A 16,949-nucleotide genomic window follows, 5' to 3' on the forward strand; every position below is an offset into this window, starting at 1 on the left:
TTATGTATGTCCTCGGGCATTTATTGTTGACTAGGGCTCTGTCGTCAGTCGATCGGGACTACGCACAGGAAAGCGGTATCCGTGCCCTCATGGTGCCGGATTTCGCGGACTCCCACGCTTTCGCCTACACCCGGGCCTGGGAGAAAGAGGGCGACACGGACAGTCGGCTCATCCGGTCCCATATCGCGGGTGACTGGTGGATCCATTTCGGCGACAACCTGACGGAACCGGCCAGACGCCGGGGATGGGCCTATCTGAACATGGGCGTCGTCGCGCGACGGTATGAGGAATTCTATGCCCTCGCACACGAACGCGGCCTGGCTCCCACACCGGTGCCCAATGACAGCCGCCGGGGCTGGGCGCACTCCATGCTCGAATACTCGGTCGACACCTACATCGCCCGGCGCGGGACTCTGGACCACGGCTTCGACGCCATCAAGCAGCAGCTGGGCTCCCTGCAGGCCCACGGAGACGAAGTCCAGGCCCTGCTCGCCACCCAGCAGGTCTCGCCGTGGAGCCAGGAGGCCTGGAGGCACGCCTGCGAGTACTCCATCCGGGTAGCACTGGCCGAGTCCCCCGAGGACATCGCTGTGCTCGGCGCCGCGGGCAAGTTCGGACTGGACTACTCGCCCGAATCCCGCGCCCTGGTTCGGGAGTTCCAGTCCCACGTCGTCGACAGCGTGGGGTCCGACGAGTACGAGACGGTAATCCGGGCCATGCACGACTTCGTCTCGTCCGTCGAACACGATCACTTCCGGCCCGCGGTACCCGGACCGCCCCTCAAGACCCGCCGCGAGCTGTTGCAGAAGGCCACGCCGACGACCGGAGCGGAGGATCATGCGGCAGTCTGACTGGCCCGACGACCTCGCCGTCGTCGTCCTGCTGCCAGACGCCTTGCTCGGCACAGGCGTGGAGCGTCTCGGTGAAGGCCTGCTCTCCCTCGGGGCCCGCCCGGTTCGGGTGCGGTCGGTCCTCCTTGACGCGAGCCACGCGGCGGCGTTCTACCGGGGCCGCCCGCGATCGAAGACATCGGAGAAGGGCCGTCAGTTCGGGGGCATCCTGACGAGACGCCTCTTCGCCCTCGACAGCAGCCTGGTTGTCCTGCTCCAGCAGCAGACAGACCCCGGCGACGGCACAAGCCTCAGCCGGCGCCTGCACGACATCAAGGGGCCCAGCGCCTATCTGCAACTGCGGCCAGGCTCCCTGCGCGCCCTGTCCCGCACCAGCGACCGGTGCCTGTCCCTGGTGCACACCCCGGACGACGCCGAGGATGCGGCGGCGACGGCGGCGCTCTTCTTCGACGCTCCCACCGCCACGGCCACCACCGACGGCCTGGCCGGCTACGCGGACGAGGCGTGGACGGTGGTCCAGGACTGCCGGTCCCTGCTGCCGATGTCGTTCGACGTCAGCCGGTACGCGATCGTCGTGTGTTCGCTGCTCCGCTGCGTCGCGCTGAGTCTGGCCGACGGAACCCCGCGGTCACAGGCCGCCCTCGCCCGGCTCATGCGGGTCCGGCGGACCCTTGTCGAGTGGCTCGCCGAGAAGGCCATCGAGGCACCCGACGACGAACGCGAACGCTTCGGTCGGCTCATCGAGGGACTGGCCCGGGACGGCCGAGCACTGGAGGCCGCGGTGGCGCCCGAACTCGTCGCCTCCGTCGCCGCTCTGCTGGCCCTTGCCGACTACGACCTCGAGCGGGCCGACTTCGTTGTCGCCGAGTTCACCCGACACGGTCTGCATCTGAACGACGCCGAGATCCACGCGCTCAGCACATTGATGACCTTCTTCGACGACTGATTCGGGGGGAGAAATGAAGGCGACACCGTCGCTGGAGCGATGTTGGCCCGGGATACGTGCGGAGGCCCTCCAGGCCGTGGCGACAGTCTTCGAACGCGACTGTGGCCAACAGGAGCAGTCCCTGGCGCGCGCGTCCCAACTGCTCGACCTCCTGCACGCGCAAGGGTTCCGCAGCCGTGAGGTCAAGGAATGGCTCGCCGAGACGGGTCTGGGTGCCGCCTGGAACGCGGCCCTCGACGGCGGCCGGCCGCGATCCGTCGCGCCATACCTTGCTCCGCTGCTGGCCGGCAGGACCGCCGATGTCCTCAGCGGCAGCGGCACCCTGACTTCAGCGCTGGCCCGGACGGCCGACGTCGACGCCTATGAACGTGTTGGCGCCTACCCCACCGAACCCGCTGTGCAGACTCGGCCCCTCGACGCCCTCTGGGACATGGGTACCGGGGTCTACGACACCGCGCTGTTCGCCACCGTGCTTCACCACGAGCCCGACCCCGCCTTACTGGTCGAGCGCGTGCTGATCACCCTGCGGCCCACCCGTCTCGCGGTCGTCGAGAACTGCCTGAGCGACACGGTGTCCAACGAGTTCCACGATTTCATGGACGCCTTCTTCAACCTGTGCCTCAATGATTTCGCCGTGGACTGCCCGGGTGAGCACCGGACGATCGAAGGATGGCTGGACTTCCTTGGCCAGTACGGTGACGCGCGCCTGGTGCACCAGCTCAAGGACGTGACGGGCATTCCGTTCCCGTACGAGATATTCGTCGTGGACCTCGGGCCGGGGGACGAGGAGTGAGCGCCGACTGGTTCGCCGAGCGCATCGGGGGCGCCCGCACCGCCGCGGCCGACGCCGGGGCGGACGAGGCCGTCGCCCTCCTCGATTCGCTCCTCGCCGAGGGAGGCCGTCGCCTGCCGAGGATGACCGACTTCGAGCGTTATGACGAGGCTGTCCGCATCACTGCCGGCGCACTGTCCGCCCGATGCCTGGTCGCCGACCAGTACGCGACGATGGAAGACTTCTGGTCCGACGTCGCGGCCCAGGAGAAGGGACTCTCCGGCGGAACCTTCTGGGACACCTACGAACACGGCCGACGCCGCCGACTCGAGCAGGCACTCGCCGAAGCGTACGGATCGCCGGACGCCGTGCTGGTGAACAGCGGGATGGCCGGCATCTTCACGGCACTGGTGTGCGCGACGGAGCATGGCCGACGCCCACTTCGGCTGCCGCCGAGGCAGTACTTCGAAACCCACGACCTGGTCGAGAACGTGCCGCTGGGCCGGCCGGCCGATCCGTCCCTGGGCGCGGTGGCGTTCCTGGAACCGGTCACCAACGCGCCGACCCTGGATGTGAACGCCCCGACGGCACTCGGCCCGGGAGTCGACCGCTTCGTTGTGGACAACTCGGTGTTCGGTCACGCCTTCCCCTACGAGGACCTGCGCTCCTGGCTGGGTGGCGCATCCGTACTGGTCGTCGAGAGCCTCGCCAAGTACCTGTCGGGCCTGGTTTCCGGAGGTGTCGTCTACGGCGAACCGGAGGCGGTCAACGCCGTACGGACCTTCGCGCGACGCACCGGACAGCTGCTGCAGGGTGCAGCCCTGGCCTACCTCAGCCCGGTGGACATACGGCTGGCGCGGCAGCGGATTCTCACCCACGTGGCCGCGGCCACGGAGTTCACAGCCACCGTCGACCGGACGGTCTGGGAGGTCATGGAGCCCGACGCCGGTCTCCTGGACCGGGCCGCTGTGCCCACCAGGTTGCGCATGGGGAGCCTGGTGTTCCTGCGCCCGTTGGACGAGACGACCGACTGTGCCGCCGCGGTGAACCGGTGGATCGCCGCGACCTCGGACCTCGACCAACCGGTACGGCTCCAGGCCGGCTTCGGCTGGCCGTGGACAACGACACGGTCGTACGGTGTGGACCGGCTCAACCAACCCGACGGTCCCCGGTACATCCGGATCAGCGTCGGGGCCGTCGACCCCGTCCATGCCAAGGAGCAGGCGATGATGCTCAACACGGTGGCCGATTGAGCGACCACGCGCTGGACACGGACACGCTGAGGGCCGCCGCCGACGACCTGGCGCGCCACGATGTCGCCCTGGTGACGCTGGACAGCCTGCGCTTCGACGTCGCGGCCGAGGCGGCGGCACCGAACCTCAAGGCGCTCGGCCCACTGCGACGAGCGACGAGCTATGGCTCCTTCACCCTGCCCTCCCACGCGGCGATCTTCGGCGGGTTCCTACCGGACGTGACCGAAGAACCCCAGTGGGACTTCTATTCACGCGAACTGCGTCAGCTGTGGAGACTGAGCCGGGCCCGGCGCCAGGCCGTGCCGCGCGCGAGCATGCTGCTGAACGGCGACAACATTGTGGAGGGCTTTGGCCGGGCGGGTTACCGCACCGTTGGCGCGGGCGGAGTCCGCTGGTTCTCCTCCGGCTATTTCCCCGGGCTGTTCGACACCTTCCGCTACTGGGGTCCGGACGGGGACGACACCGACAAGTTCGCCGAACGCGGGTTCGGAGACTTCGCCCTCGACCACGTTGAGGAGCTGGTCGGTGAGGTCGCTGCCACCGAGCGGTCCTTCCTGTTCGTCAACGCCGCCGAGACGCACGCACCGTACACGCGTGGCACCGACGATCCATTCGACACCGAGACCCAGCGCATTGCCCGGTCGTGGAGCGGCAGCTGGAACGGCGGGGCGGTCGTGCCGTTCACCACGGCTGCCCGAAAGGACATGGCGCGCCTTCGCGAGGCCCAGCGGGTCGCCCTGGAGAGCGTCGACCGCAAACTCGGTCGGCTCTTTGACGCGTTGACCCGCCCGACGGTGGTCGTCGTCTGCGCCGACCACGGCGAGGCCTTCGGCGAGAAAGGCTGGTGGGGCCACAATCAGCCGATGCCCGAAGTGATGTCGGTACCGATGTGGATCGGCGTGCTGCACCCGTCCGGATGCCAGACTGCCGTGCCATGAGTGATTGGTTCCTGCAGCAAGGATGCGGCGTGCGGTTCGAATGGGGCCCCAGCGGCGCCCGCAAGCTTGCTCCGGACGTCGCCTGCCTCGTGGTGGTCGACGTCCTGTCGTTCACGACATCGGTGACCGTCGCCGTGGAGTCGGGTACCCAGGTCTTCCCCTACGCGTGGCGTGACGAGACAGCGCTCGACTTCGCCCGGAAGAAGGCCGCGGAACTGGCGGTGGGCCGACGGGAGACGACGACAGCCTCACCATGGTCGCTGTCTCCCGCGGCGCTCCGCAAGGCTCCCTTCACCCCCCGGCTGGTGCTGCCGTCGCCCAACGGTTCGGCCATCGCCGCGGCGGCCGGCAACTCGACCGTGGTCGCCGGCTGTCTGCGCAATGCGACGGCCGTAGGGCGATGGCTCGCCACTCAGGGTTACGGCACCCCGGAGCGTCCCGTCGGTGTGATCGCCTCGGGCGAGCGTTGGCCGGACGGAAGCCTGCGACCTGCGTTGGAGGATCTGTTCGGAGCCGGCGCGATCATCGCCGAACTGCAGGAACGAGGAGCCGGGCCCCTGTCGCCCGAGGCCGCCGTCGCACGATCGTCTTTCGCCGGGACCCCCAGGGCAGCGGATACCGTGGCCTGCTGTTCCTCGGGTCTGGAACTGGTCCAGGGAGGATTCGCCGACGATGTCGCGATCGCGATCGAACTGGATGCCAGCTCGATCGTGCCCGTTCTGACGAACGGGGCCTTCACGGCCGGCGGCGACGTGAGACGGTCGTCGAATCAAGACACCGCGTGAGTGACATCCCCCCACAGCCCGGCGGCGGTGTCCGCCGCGCGCGACGAACCGGGGACACGGGCACCCGGAACCTACCCGTACACGGCCTGAGGTCGGGCCGTCCGAAGGGCTGGCGTAGGCTGGTTCGGTCCGTCCACAAGCCATTACGAAAGGGACGCGCCCGGTGACCGAGAAGGCCGACCTTCAGTCCGTCCTCGACCGTGCCGCAGCCGGTGGGCGGATCACCCCGGAAGAGGCGCTCGACCTCTACCGCGACGCCCCGCTGCACGCGCTGGGCGCCGCCGCCGACGCCGTACGCCGCCGCCGTTACGCGGGTACCGAGCACATCGCGACGTACATCATCGAGCGGAACATCAACTACACGAACGTGTGCGTCACGGCGTGCAAGTTCTGCGCCTTCTACGCGGCCCCCAAGGACACCGCCAAGGGCTGGACCCGCGACCTCGACGACATCCTGCGCCGCTGCGCGGAGACGGTCGAGCTGGGCGGCACGCAGATCATGTTCCAGGGCGGCCACCACCCCGACTTCGGCGTCGAGTACTACGAGAAGCACTTCAAGGCGATCAAGGACGCGTTCCCGCAGCTGGTGATCCACTCCCTGGGCGCCTCCGAGGTCGAGCACATGGCCCGGATCTCCGGCGTCTCCGTCGAGGAGGCCATCACCCGTATCCACGAGGCCGGCCTGGACTCCTTCGCGGGCGCCGGCGCGGAGCTCCTCCCCGCGCGCCCCCGCAAGGCCATCGCGCCCCTCAAGGAGAGCGGCGAGCGCTGGCTGGAGATCATGGAGACCGCGCACAAGCTGGGCGTCGAATCCACCTCGACCATGCTCATGGGTACCGGCGAGACCAACGCCGAGCGCATCGAGCACCTGCGCATGATCCGGGACGTCCAGGACCGCACGGGCGGCTTCCGCGCCTTCATCCCGTACACCTACCAGCCCGAGAACAACCACCTGAAGGGCCGCACCCAGGCCACGCTCTTCGAGTACCTGCGGATGATCGCCATCGCCCGCCTCTTCATGGACAACGTCGCCCACATCCAGGGCTCCTGGCTGACCACCGGCAAGGAGGTCGGCCAGCTCTCGCTCCACTACGGCGCGGACGACCTCGGCTCGATCATGCTGGAGGAGAACGTCGTCTCCTCCGCCGGCGCCAAGCACCGCTCCAACCGCCTGGAGATCATCGACCTGATCCGCAAGGCGGGCCGCGTCCCGGCGCAGCGCGCCACGACGTACGAGCACCTCGTCGTCCACGACGACCCGGCGAACGACCCGGTCGACGAGCGGGTGATGTCCCACATCTCCTCCACGGCGATCGAGGGTGGCACCGCACACCCCGAGCTGAAGCTCCTCGCCTCCAACTGACGTTCCGTATCCGTGGAGACGATTCACACGGCGGACCGGATCTTCGTCACCTGGGACTCCGAGTCGATCGAGAACGGTGCGGTGGCCGTCGTACAGGACCGGATCGCCGCCGTGGGACGGTACGAGGACCTGCGTGAGCGCTTCCCGCGAGCGCGGGTCCGCACCTGGCCGGGGGGCGCCCTGGGCCCCGCCCGCATCCACGAGGGCCCGCTCCCGGCCGCACCAAGTCCGCGGGAGCGCGTGCACGCCGTGCTGAAGCAGGGAGCGACCGCGGTCCTGGAGCGGTACACCGACTCGCCCGAACTCCGCGCGGCGGCGGACCGCAACGACGTCGTGATCATGCCGAGTCCGTGGCGCGAGCCGACGATCGTCGAAACCGGCCGAGCGGACTTGGCGGTCTTCGACGCGGCGGGGGCATGTATCGCGACGGTGTGCGCGGGCCGACTGGTTCACAGACGAAGGTGACTTCTCAACGCCGTTCAGGATCGCGCCCCTTCAGGGGCGCGGGGAACTGCGCGACCAGCCCCCACCTACCCGCAGACGACACTCAACCTGCAAACGCCTCCCCGAACGCCCCCGAACTCTGAGTCACCCCACTGCAATCGGTCGCCGCGTCATCCTGCGAAGCTGCCCCGCTCTCACACTGCACATCCCGGAACGTCGACCACATCGACACCCACGCGACCCCCTCCTCCTCCGCGAACGCCCGCACATCCTTCGCGTCGGACAGCGAGAGCGTCTCACCGTCCACGTCGTTGACCCCGATCATCGAGGTCAGCGCCATCCCGCCCCACGCCCCCGCGTCCGACAGCCCGAACACCTTCTTCAGCTGCGTGTGCGTGGCCTTCGCCGAGGTGACCGCGTAGTCGCCCATGTCTCCGTCGTACGACTCGCCGTAGTTCATGGTCATGATGTCGACCGTCGAGACCTGCACGTCGTACTTGTTCGCGGACTCCAGCAGCGCGAGGCTGTCGGAGTCCAGCCCCGACGGCATCACGGGCAGCGTGAAGGAGACCTCCAGGTCCGGCCGTTCCTTCTGGAGCAGCGCGATCGCCTCCGACCGCAGGGCGACCGAGTCGGAGTCGGTCAGCGTGTCGCCCTCGATGTCGAAGTCGGCCTGCGTGGAGCCCGCGGCGTCCAGCGCGGCACCGTACGCGGCGGCGAGTTTCGACGCGCTGGAGCACGTCGTCGCCAGCTCCTTCCCGGAGGCCCCGCCGAAGGACACCCGGACCGTCGCACCGTCCTCTTTCAGCTTGGAGATCCGCGACTTCACGGTCGAGCTGCCGATCGCGTCCGTTCCGTTCCACGCCGGTGTGCAGCTGCTGCCGCTGGCGATCACGAACGCGAGGTTGTACGTCGAGGGTGACCCGGCGTCGTCCGTGTCGGCGGCCTCCGTCGCGCTGACGTAGGGCGCGTACGACGTACTGGACCCGTCCGAGCCGTCGGCCTCACTCGCGGAGGCGGACGCCTTCTTCGACGGCGCGGGCGCCGCGTCCGACGTGCCGTCGGAGCCCGAGGAGCACCCCGAGACTGCCATGGCAAACAGGCAGGTAAGCCCAGCAGCCGGCCTGAGGAAACTCCGCATTAAGATGCACCCGCTCTCGTGATTTGTGTCTCAGGCTCGAAACAAAGCCTGATTCCAAAGGAAAACGTCTCACACGGTCATCGCGTTCAACGTTCCGATCAATACATAGAAACCTCATGGAATGAAGGGCGCGAAGAGAGCAAAAGGTGCGACGCAAAAGGGGTGTTCAGGTGGTTTCCCATCCTCGACCACCGCCGCAGGTGTTCACAGAATCTCTCAGCTAAAAGACAGGTTAAGGGGTTTCTCATGGGCACTTCACAAGAACCCTGAAGTCGATCACATAAAGACTCCCTAATATCCGGGGAATGCAATCCGAGCCTGCCATCGAAAGCCGCGCCGCCGTGCGCGGTCGCCGCCGCAAACAAGGCAACGGGTCTGCCGACGGGCCCGTGTTCGTCGACTCCTCCGGGCGCCGGTCCAAGGTGCTGCGGCGCGTCGGCCTCCTCCTCGGCGTCGTCTGCCTCGCCTACACGGGAGTGCTCGGCGCCGCCTTCATGGGCTGGGGAACCTCGCTCACCCCGGACTCACTGATCCCCGACTTCGCGCGCGCCGGCAACGCCCCCGGCGGCGTACGCCCGCAGGGCGGCATCGGCGGCCAGGTCGGCCTGCCCAGCGGCCGCCCGTCGTCGCTGCCCTCGACCGCCGCCACCCCGTCCGCCTCCGCATCCGCCACCGCCGACTGACCGGAAACGCAGGCCTCTTCCCATGACTACTCCGACGTCCTCACGCGGCCGCAGGCGTGCCCCCACCCGCATCGAGCGGGCGGCGGGCAGGGCCGCGGCGCTGCAGAAACCACGTGTCATCCTCGCCCTGCTGCTCCTGCTGGCGCTGACCTGCGTGATGCTGCTCGACGGCTATCTGCGCGCAGAGGTCGGCGGCGACCAGCGGGTCCGCACCGGCGCCAGTTCGAGCAAGGTGCCGGACAAGGTCCTCGACGGCGGCCCGATCCTCACCTTCCGGGGCGGCCAGGCGTCCACCGTCTCGGTCCCCTCCAAGACCATCGCCCTCACCTTCGACGACGGCCCGAACCCGACCTACACCCCGCAGGTCCTCAAGATCCTCGAGCAGTACGACGTGCCCGCCACGTTCTTCCTGGTCGGTTCCATGGTGTCGCGCTACCCGAGCATCGTGAAGACGATGGTCCAGCAGGGCAACGAGGTCGGCATCCACACGTTCACGCACGTCGACCTGTCGTACCAGAGCGACGCCCGGATCAACCGCGAGATGCAGCAGACGCAGCTCGCGCTGGCGGGCGCGGCCGGTATCACCACGACCCTCTTCCGCGCGCCGTACTCCTCCGAGACCGACGCCATCGACAACTACAGCTGGCCGGTCTACAAGAAGCTCGGCGGCGAGGGCTACACCAGCGTCTTCGTCGACACCGACAGCGACGACTGGAAGAAGCCGGGCGTCTCGAAGATCGTCAAGTGGGCGACGCCGAGCGGCACGAAGGGCGCCGCCGTCCTCTTCCACGACGCCGGCGGCGAGCGCTCGCAGACGATCAAGGCGCTGCCGCAGTACATCAAGAAGATGAAGGCGAAGGGCTACACCTTCACCACCATCAGCGGCGTCATCCAGAAGCGGAGCACCACCAACGGGCAGGCCGCCGCCGCGAACACCGGCTCGAACGGTCAGACCACCACCGGGCTCACCGAGGCCGGCGTGACCGGCACCGGCACCGGCACCGGAACCGGAACCGGTGCGAGCACCGGCGGCACCGGCACCGGCTCTCACCCCGGCGGCACCGCCCCGAACGGCACCGCCCCCAACGGTGAAGGCGGCACCACCCCCAACAGCGGGACCGGCACCCGCACCACCACCGTCTCCCGCCTCCAGGCCGCCCACCGCACGGCCACCGGCATGACCCTCTACGAGGGCAAGGCGCTCATCGTGGCGGTCGCGATAGCCGAGTGGGCCCTCCCGCTCCTCTCCGGCCTGCTGTTCGTCGTCGGCGTCGCGGTGATGGGCCGCTTCGGGATGATGCTGCTCATCGCCCGCCGCCACTACAGACAGCGCAACAAACGCCGCTTCAGCTGGGGCCCGACGGTCACCCGGCCGGTGAGCGTGATCGTTCCGGCGTACAACGAGAAGGAGTGCATCGCCAACACCCTGGAGTCGCTGGCGCAGAGCACCCACCCGATCGAGGTCATCGTCGTCGACGACGGCTCCACGGACGGCACCTCGGAGATCGCCCGCGCCGCCGCCGACAAGCTCGGCATGCCCAACGTCCGGGTCATCCGCCAGGAGAACGCGGGCAAGCCGGCCGCCCTCAACAACGGCGTGCGCAACGCCAGTTACGACATCGTCGTGATGATGGACGGCGACACGGTCTTCGAGCCGGAGACGGTGGGACACCTCGTGCAGCCGTTCGCCGACCCCGAGGTCGGCGCGGTCGCCGGCAACGCCAAGGTCGGCAACCGCAACACGATCATCGGCGCCTGGCAGCACATCGAGTACGTGATGGGCTTCAACCTCGACCGGCGCATGTACGACCTGCTGCGCTGCATGCCGACGATCCCCGGCGCGATCGGCGCCTTCCGCCGCGAGGCGGTCCTGGAGGTCGGCGGCATGAGCGAGGACACCCTCGCCGAGGACACCGACATCACCATCGCCATGCACCGCGCGGGCTGGCGGGTCGTCTACCAGGAGCACGCCAAGGCCTGGACGGAGGCGCCCGGTTCGCTGAAGCAGCTGTGGTCCCAGCGCTACCGCTGGTCCTACGGCACCATGCAGGCCCTGTGGAAGCACCGCAAGTCCCTGACGGACAAGGGCCCGTCGGGCCGCTTCGGCCGCGTCGGCATGCCCCTGGTCGTCCTCTTCCAGATCGTCACCCCGGTCTTCGCCCCTCTGATCGACGTCTTCACGATCTACTCGATGATCTTCGTCGACTTCGAGGCGGCCCTGCTCGCCTGGCTCGCCGTCCTCGGCATCCAACTGGCCTGCGCGGCCTACGCGTTCCGCCTGGACAAGGAGAAGTACCGCTATCTCGCGATGATGCCGCTGCAGCAGCTGGCCTACCGTCAGATGATGTACCTCGTCCTCATCCACTCCTGCATCACCGCCCTCACCGGCGGCCGCCTGCGCTGGCAGAAACTCAAGCGCACGGGCGAGGTCGGCACCCCGGCGGGGGTGGGCGGCTGATGAGCTGGGACCAGCAGAACCCGTACCAGCAGAACCCGTACCAGCAGGGCTACAACGGCTACGACTACGGCCCCTACGGCCAGCAGCAGTACGCCCAGCAGCCGTACCCGCAACAGCAGCAGTACCCCGACCACACCTACACCCCGGCGCCGGACCAGACGGCCCCACTGCCCCTGGTGAAACCTGAACCGGAACCGGTGCTCGAACCGGAGCCGCAGCCGGAGCCGACTGCTGTCACCGCCACCGCTGTGGGCAATCGTTCCGCAGGGCGGAACGGGTGGGCACAGCCGACAGCTCCGGGCACCGAAACAGCCGACGCCCGGGAGCCCGACCCGAACCCGCAGCCCAAGAAACCGGCACGTGACCGCTACTTCGACACTCTTCGTGCCGTCGCCCTCATAAGGGTCGTCACGTACCACACCTTCGGCTGGGCCTGGTGCGGCATGGTGTTCCCCTCCATGGGCATCATGTTCGGCCTCGCCGGCACCCTCATGGCGAAGTCCCTGGAGCGTCCGGCGCTCAAGGTGGTCAAGAGCCGGCTCCGCCGCCTCCTGCCGCCCTTCTGGTTCTGGGGCTTCTTCGTCGTCCTGGCGATGCTGATCCACGACTGGATGCCGGGCTGGGAGATCGTCTACTGGATCGTGCCGCTCGGCGACCCGCCGGGCAACGCGTGGGGCACCCAGGCCTGGGAGATCCTCTGGTACCTGCGCACCTACCTCTGGTTCGTGCTGCTCTCCCCGGCCCTGCTGTGGATCTTCCGCAAGGCCCCGATCCCGGTGCTCCTGGGGTCGCTGGCCCCGATCCTGGTCCTGAACTTCGTCTGGTCCGGCCCCGACAACCGCTTCGGCAGCGCCCTGTGGGACCTGTCGACGTACCTCTTCTGCTGGATCCTCGGCTTCGCACACCGCGACGGCGTGCTCCAGCGGATGAAGCCGGCCCTGGTGGTCGTCGGCTCGCTCGCCGCCGTCGGCTACGGCGGCTGGTACGCCTTCTCGCACCAGGCCGACTTCGGCACCTACGACCTGGACGAGAACCCCCTCGCACAGGCCTTCTGGTCTGCCGGATTCGTGATGCTGCTGATGTGGGCGAAGGCCTACTTCAAGATCGACTTCGCCTGGCTGACCCGCTACAAGAAGCTCGACCGGACGGTCACGATCTTCAACGCCCGCGCGGTGACGATCTACCTCTGGCACGAGATCGCGCTGGTCCTCGCGGTCCCGCTGATCGACCAGATGTGGAACGTGCCCGCGTTCGAGAAGTGGCTCCCGCTGGACAGCCAGTGGTTCATGTTCGGCGTCGGCTGGATCCTGATCGCGGTGTTCATCGTGGCGTGCGGCTGGGTGGAGGACGTGGCCGCCAAGAAGAAGCCGAAGCTTCTCCCCTGAGGGCGTGCTGCAAGAATGGCGAGCGTGACCCGCGCTTCCCTGAACAAGCAGCCGCACGAAGTCGCCTCGATGTTCGACGACGTGGCGGAACGGTACGACCTGACCAACGACGTGCTGTCGCTGGGCCAGGACCGGCAGTGGCGGAAGGAGGTCGCCAAGGCCGTCGACGCGCGCCCCGCGCAGAAGATCCTGGACCTGGCGGCCGGCACGGGCACCTCCTCCCAGCCGTTCGTCCGGGCCGGCGCCTACGTCGTACCCTGCGACTTCTCCCTGGGCATGCTCCAGGTCGGCAAGCGGCGCAACGCCTGGATGCCCTTCACCGCGGGGGACGCCACCCGGCTGCCGTTCGGGGACGACACCTTCGACGCCGTGACGATCTCCTTCGGGCTGCGCAACGTCCAGGACACCGACGCGGCCCTGCGCGAGATGTACCGGGTGACGCGGCCCGGCGGCCGGGTCGTGATCTGCGAGTTCTCGCACCCGACCTGGGCGCCCTTCCGGACCGTCTACACCGAGTACCTGATGCGCGCGCTGCCGCCGGTCGCCCGCGCGGTCTCCTCCAATCCGGACGCCTACGTCTACCTCGCCGAGTCCATCCGCGCCTGGCCCGACCAGCCCGCGCTGGCCGGCCGGCTGCGTGCGGCGGGCTGGTCGAAGGTGGCCTGGCGCAACCTCACCGGCGGGATCGTCGCCCTGCACCGGGGCTTCAAGGAGGCCTGAGCCCCGACCAGGGACTCACAGGCTGCTCACCTCGAAGGCGTCCCCGGGCCGGTCCAGCTCCCGTTGCAGCCCGCCCGTCGGCGGCCGTGGGATGCGGGGCTCGCGCACGCCCCCGCCGCCTTCGCCCTCACCGAAGTCGAACCACACGTACACCATCGAGTCCTGCGGCACCTCGGCACCGGGCTGCGGGAACTGGCGTACGACGTAGTCGACGACCGTGAGATGGAAGTCCGGCCGGTCCGGCGCATTGAGGAACAGACCTCGCGACCGGGCCGTCTCGCGCGCGTCCACGGCCATCAGTCCGACCAGCCGTGGCACGCGCACTTCGGGTGTTTTGGGTGTTATATGCACAGATGTCACCCCCAGCGGTACTGGAAGGGTAACCCCCGGCATATGGCGGCCGGAAGCGCTAAGTGTCTTTCTGTAACAGATCGTTACTCTGTGTAGTCATCTGTGGTGCCGCCCCGCAGGTCGAGCCGGAAGCAGAGCGCCTCCTCCGGGAGCCGTGGGTGCGGGAACGTCTCCGCGAGTTCCATCCCGAGGCGCCGGGTGACGGCGACGGACCGCTCGTTCCCCGGCCGCACCATCGCCACCACCTTCGGCACGCCCGCCGCCCGCAGCCGCCCCAGCGTCATGTGCGCCGCCGCCGTCACGTACCCCTTGCCCCAGTGGGCTCGCCCGAGCCGCCAGCCGATCTCGATCTCGCCCCTGGGGCCCCAGTCCGGCGCCCACGGCTGCGCACCCGTGAAGCCGATGACCCGCCCGGTCTCGTCGGTCATCGTCCACAGGCAGAAGCCGAGCTCCGCGTCGTGCCGGCGCTGGCGAGCGGTGAGCTCCTCGTAGACGGACAGCTCGGCGGACCTGCCGCCGTGGAACTCCATGACCTCCGGGTCGTCGAAGACCCGATGCCAGGCGAACGCGTCCTCGTGCGTGGGTACACGCAGCCGTACCGCGGGGAGAGCTCGGTTCACAGGGGCAGCCCTTCAGCCGGGTGATCAGTACCGCTGAATAGACTGCCCATGTCCAGTGCCGGTCGGCACGCGATTTCGAGCCTTGGGGAGACCCTGCCGTGACCGAGCCCCTCTCCGAAAACACCGCCGATGTCATCGTCGTCGGCGCGGGGCCAGCCGGCTCCACTACGGCGTACCACCTCGCCAAGTCCGGTCTGGACGTACTCCTGCTGGAGAAGACCGAGTTCCCGCGCGAGAAGGTGTGCGGCGACGGACTCACCCCGCGGGCGGTGAAGCAGCTGGTCGCCATGGGCATCGACATCTCCGAGGAGGCCGGCTGGCTGCGCAACAAGGGCCTGCGCATCATCGGCGGCGGAACCCGCCTCCAGCTGGACTGGCCGGATCTCGCCTCCTTCCCCGACTACGGCCTGGTCCGCAAACGCGACGACTTCGACGAACAGCTCGCCCGCCAGGCGCAGAAGGCGGGCGCCCGCCTCTTCGAGCGCTGCAACGTCGGCGCCCCGATCGTCGACGAGCGCACCGGCCGGATCACCGGCGTGCACGCCAAGCTCGGCGAGGAGAAGCGCGAAGTCACCTTCCACGCGCCGCTGGTCGTGGCCGCCGACGGCAACTCCACCCGGCTCTCCCTCGCGATGGGCCTGCACCGCCGCGAGGACCGCCCGATGGGCGTGGCCGTCCGGACCTACTTCACCTCCCCCCGTCACGAGGACGACTACCTGGAGTCCTGGCTGGAACTCTGGGACCGCCGCGGCCCCCAGGACCGCCTGCTGCCCGGCTACGGCTGGATCTTCGGCATGGGCGACGGCACCTCCAACGTCGGTCTGGGCGTCCTGAACACCTCCGACTCCTTCAAGGAACTGGACTGGCGCGAGGTCCTCAAGGCCTGGTGCGCCTCCATGCCCGAGGACTGGGGCTACACCCCCGAGAACATGACCGGCCCGATCCGCGGCGCCGCCCTGCCCATGGCCTTCAACCGCCAGCCCCACTACACACGCGGCCTGCTGCTCGTCGGCGACGCCGGCGGTCTGGTGAACCCCTTCAACGGCGAGGGCATCGCCTACGCGATGGAGTCCGGCCAGATCGCCGCCGACGTCATCGTCCAGGCCCACGCGCGGGCCACGCCCAGTGGGCGCGAACTCGCCCTCCAGCGCTACCCGCGCGTCCTCAAGGACACCTACGGCGGCTACTACACGCTGGGCCGCGCCTTCGTGAAGCTCATCGGCAACCCGAAGGTCATGCAGATCGCGGCCCAGCGCGGCCTGACCCACCCGCTGCTGATGAAGTTCACCCTGAAGCTTCTCGCGAACCTCACCGACCCGACCGGCGGCGACGCGATGGACCGCATCATCAACGGCCTGAGCAGGGTGACCCCGAAGGCGTGACCGCCCGCGCTACGAGGTGAGCGCCTCGATGTTGGCGGCCCGGCGGGCGTAGACGTCCTCCCGCCGGTCCGCCATCTGCCGCAGCGCTTCCTTCCGCTCCCGTTTGGAGAGCCGGTCGAGATACACGCGCCCGTTCACATGGTCGGTCTCGTGCGCCAGGCAGCGGGCGAAATATCCCGTTCCCTCAAGGGTGAGCGGATTGCCGTCCTTGTCCTGTCCGTGCGCGACCGCCCGATCCGGCCGTGGCACGTCCATCGCGGCACCCGGCACCGACAGGCACCCCTCGCTGTCGTCGAGCAGCCGCCGGCCGACCGGGTCCTGCGCCGCCAGTACGGGGTTGACGATGTGCCCGACATGTCGGACACCATCGTCATCGGGGCAGTCGTACACGAACAGCCGCAGGTCGACCCCGACTTGGTTGGCCGCGAGGCCGGCTCCGTCGGCGATGTACATGGTGAGGAACATGTCGTCGATGAGCGCGGCGAGGTCGGGGCCGAACTCGGTGACGTCCCGGCACGGCCTGTGCAGGACGTCCTCGCCGGTCTCGGTGATCCGGCGCACCGAACCGCTCCGGGCCTCGGGGGCGTGCCGGGGGTAGTGGTCCACGGGGTTTCCCTGGACGAAGACGCGTGGCATCGCGGTGTCTCCTTCTCGGATCTCGGGGCCGCCGCTTCGTGCGGGCGGCCTGCATCGAGCATCCCAGGAGTCACCGGATCACGGGCGGGCCTGTGGAAAACCCTCGCGGTGGTCCCGCGGCCTGTGGACAACCGGGGGAAGGGTGTGCCCACGAAGGGGTGATTCGAGGCAGGGCAGGCACGCCGGAAGGGCCGCTGCCCCCGAGCGGCTGCGGCCCTACC

17 protein-coding genes are annotated in these 16,949 nt (G+C 68.8%); 13 read left to right on the top strand and 4 right to left on the bottom strand.

Annotated elements, in window-relative coordinates:
* The first annotated feature begins 89 nt into the window (after positions 1-89).
* The 8 genes from KVT45_RS18830 to KVT45_RS18865 all read left to right on the top strand — a co-directional run bounded on the left by KVT45_RS18830 (position 90) and on the right by KVT45_RS18865 (position 7,373).
* The gene (locus KVT45_RS18830) at positions 90-851 is read left to right on the top strand and encodes a hypothetical protein (RefSeq protein ID WP_217548942.1); all 762 of its coding nucleotides are present in this window, start codon (positions 90-92) and stop codon (positions 849-851) included.
* A complete protein-coding gene (locus KVT45_RS18835) occupies positions 838-1,797 on the top strand; it encodes a hypothetical protein (protein ID WP_217548944.1) in 960 nt (319 codons plus the stop codon). The genes KVT45_RS18830 and KVT45_RS18835 overlap by 14 nt, the downstream gene beginning before the upstream one ends.
* A 13-nt stretch (positions 1,798-1,810) precedes the next feature.
* The gene (locus KVT45_RS18840) at positions 1,811-2,590 is read left to right on the top strand and encodes a hypothetical protein (RefSeq protein ID WP_217548946.1); all 780 of its coding nucleotides are present in this window, start codon (positions 1,811-1,813) and stop codon (positions 2,588-2,590) included.
* Positions 2,587-3,822 (top strand): hypothetical protein, encoded by a 1,236-nt coding sequence (locus KVT45_RS18845; protein WP_217548947.1) that lies wholly within the window; start codon positions 2,587-2,589, stop codon positions 3,820-3,822. Before KVT45_RS18840 ends, KVT45_RS18845 begins: the two co-directional genes overlap by 4 nt.
* The gene (locus KVT45_RS18850; RefSeq protein ID WP_217548949.1) at positions 3,819-4,760 is read left to right on the top strand and encodes a sulfatase-like hydrolase/transferase; all 942 of its coding nucleotides are present in this window, start codon (positions 3,819-3,821) and stop codon (positions 4,758-4,760) included. The genes KVT45_RS18845 and KVT45_RS18850 overlap by 4 nt, the downstream gene beginning before the upstream one ends.
* Positions 4,757-5,545 carry a 2-phosphosulfolactate phosphatase gene (locus KVT45_RS18855; protein ID WP_217549220.1) on the top strand — a complete coding sequence of 263 codons (789 nt, stop codon included), beginning with the start codon at positions 4,757-4,759 and terminating at the stop codon, positions 5,543-5,545. Before KVT45_RS18850 ends, KVT45_RS18855 begins: the two co-directional genes overlap by 4 nt.
* A 163-nt stretch (positions 5,546-5,708) precedes the next feature.
* Positions 5,709-6,908: a cyclic dehypoxanthinyl futalosine synthase gene (gene mqnC, locus KVT45_RS18860; protein WP_217548951.1), complete on the top strand. Its 1,200-nt coding sequence runs from the start codon at positions 5,709-5,711 to the stop codon at positions 6,906-6,908.
* A gap of 12 nt (positions 6,909-6,920) precedes the next feature.
* Positions 6,921-7,373 carry a hypothetical protein gene (locus KVT45_RS18865; protein ID WP_217548953.1) on the top strand — a complete coding sequence of 151 codons (453 nt, stop codon included), beginning with the start codon at positions 6,921-6,923 and terminating at the stop codon, positions 7,371-7,373.
* 82 nt (positions 7,374-7,455) lie between these two features.
* Here the strand turns inward: KVT45_RS18865 and KVT45_RS18870 are convergent, their stop codons facing one another.
* Positions 7,456-8,493: a chitinase gene (locus tag KVT45_RS18870; RefSeq protein ID WP_217548955.1), complete on the bottom strand. Its 1,038-nt coding sequence runs from the start codon at positions 8,491-8,493 to the stop codon at positions 7,456-7,458.
* Between the two features lie 305 nt (positions 8,494-8,798).
* Here KVT45_RS18870 and KVT45_RS18875 point away from each other — a divergent pair, with 305 nt between their 5' ends.
* The 4 genes from KVT45_RS18875 to KVT45_RS18890 are packed head-to-tail and all read left to right on the top strand — an operon-like array spanning position 8,799 to position 13,739.
* Positions 8,799-9,176 carry a hypothetical protein gene (locus KVT45_RS18875; RefSeq protein ID WP_217548957.1) on the top strand — a complete coding sequence of 126 codons (378 nt, stop codon included), beginning with the start codon at positions 8,799-8,801 and terminating at the stop codon, positions 9,174-9,176.
* Positions 9,177-9,198: 22 nt separating this feature from the next.
* Positions 9,199-11,634 carry a bifunctional polysaccharide deacetylase/glycosyltransferase family 2 protein gene (locus KVT45_RS18880; protein ID WP_217548960.1) on the top strand — a complete coding sequence of 812 codons (2,436 nt, stop codon included), beginning with the start codon at positions 9,199-9,201 and terminating at the stop codon, positions 11,632-11,634.
* The gene (locus KVT45_RS18885; RefSeq protein ID WP_217548962.1) at positions 11,634-13,019 is read left to right on the top strand and encodes an acyltransferase; all 1,386 of its coding nucleotides are present in this window, start codon (positions 11,634-11,636) and stop codon (positions 13,017-13,019) included. Before KVT45_RS18880 ends, KVT45_RS18885 begins: the two co-directional genes overlap by 1 nt.
* Before the next feature lie 24 nt (positions 13,020-13,043).
* A complete protein-coding gene (locus KVT45_RS18890) occupies positions 13,044-13,739 on the top strand; it encodes a demethylmenaquinone methyltransferase (protein WP_089099844.1) in 696 nt (231 codons plus the stop codon).
* Positions 13,740-13,754: 15 nt separating this feature from the next.
* Here KVT45_RS18890 and KVT45_RS18895 read toward each other — a convergent pair whose 3' ends face one another.
* Together KVT45_RS18895 and KVT45_RS18900 are read right to left on the bottom strand one after the other, a co-directional pair.
* Entirely contained in the window at positions 13,755-14,063 is a 309-nt protein-coding gene (locus KVT45_RS18895) for a PASTA domain-containing protein (protein ID WP_308310820.1), read from the bottom strand.
* Between the two features lie 110 nt (positions 14,064-14,173).
* Positions 14,174-14,710 (bottom strand): GNAT family N-acetyltransferase, encoded by a 537-nt coding sequence (locus KVT45_RS18900; protein ID WP_217548967.1) that lies wholly within the window; start codon positions 14,708-14,710, stop codon positions 14,174-14,176.
* Between the two features lie 98 nt (positions 14,711-14,808).
* On the opposite strand from KVT45_RS18900, the gene KVT45_RS18905 reads away from it, so the two are divergent.
* Positions 14,809-16,092, top strand: a complete 1,284-nt coding sequence (locus tag KVT45_RS18905) for a geranylgeranyl reductase family protein (protein ID WP_217548969.1) — start codon at positions 14,809-14,811, stop codon at positions 16,090-16,092.
* A gap of 9 nt (positions 16,093-16,101) precedes the next feature.
* Here KVT45_RS18905 and def read toward each other — a convergent pair whose 3' ends face one another.
* A complete protein-coding gene (gene def / locus KVT45_RS18910; protein WP_217548971.1) occupies positions 16,102-16,728 on the bottom strand; it encodes a peptide deformylase in 627 nt (208 codons plus the stop codon).
* Positions 16,729-16,949: the final 221 nt, after the last annotated feature.

It is taken from the genome of Streptomyces sp. GbtcB6 (genome assembly GCF_019091475.1).
Taxonomy (GTDB): domain Bacteria; phylum Actinomycetota; class Actinomycetes; order Streptomycetales; family Streptomycetaceae; genus Streptomyces; species Streptomyces hyaluromycini.

What these genes read in the sequence shown, in the direction of transcription:
- KVT45_RS18870 (WP_217548955.1), bottom strand. Translation starts at nt 8,493, where the DNA reads ATGCGGAGTTTCCTCAGGCCGGCTGCTGGGCTTACCTGCCTGTTTGCC.
- KVT45_RS18885 (WP_217548962.1), top strand. Translation starts at nt 11,634, where the DNA reads ATGAGCTGGGACCAGCAGAACCCGTACCAGCAGAACCCGTACCAGCAG.
- KVT45_RS18855 (WP_217549220.1), top strand. Translation starts at nt 4,757, where the DNA reads ATGAGTGATTGGTTCCTGCAGCAAGGATGCGGCGTGCGGTTCGAATGG.
- def (WP_217548971.1), bottom strand. Translation starts at nt 16,728, where the DNA reads ATGCCACGCGTCTTCGTCCAGGGAAACCCCGTGGACCACTACCCCCGG.
- KVT45_RS18875 (WP_217548957.1), top strand. Translation starts at nt 8,799, where the DNA reads ATGCAATCCGAGCCTGCCATCGAAAGCCGCGCCGCCGTGCGCGGTCGC.
- KVT45_RS18840 (WP_217548946.1), top strand. Translation starts at nt 1,811, where the DNA reads ATGAAGGCGACACCGTCGCTGGAGCGATGTTGGCCCGGGATACGTGCG.
- KVT45_RS18835 (WP_217548944.1), top strand. Translation starts at nt 838, where the DNA reads ATGCGGCAGTCTGACTGGCCCGACGACCTCGCCGTCGTCGTCCTGCTG.
- KVT45_RS18830 (WP_217548942.1), top strand. Translation starts at nt 90, where the DNA reads ATGGTGCCGGATTTCGCGGACTCCCACGCTTTCGCCTACACCCGGGCC.
- KVT45_RS18880 (WP_217548960.1), top strand. Translation starts at nt 9,199, where the DNA reads ATGACTACTCCGACGTCCTCACGCGGCCGCAGGCGTGCCCCCACCCGC.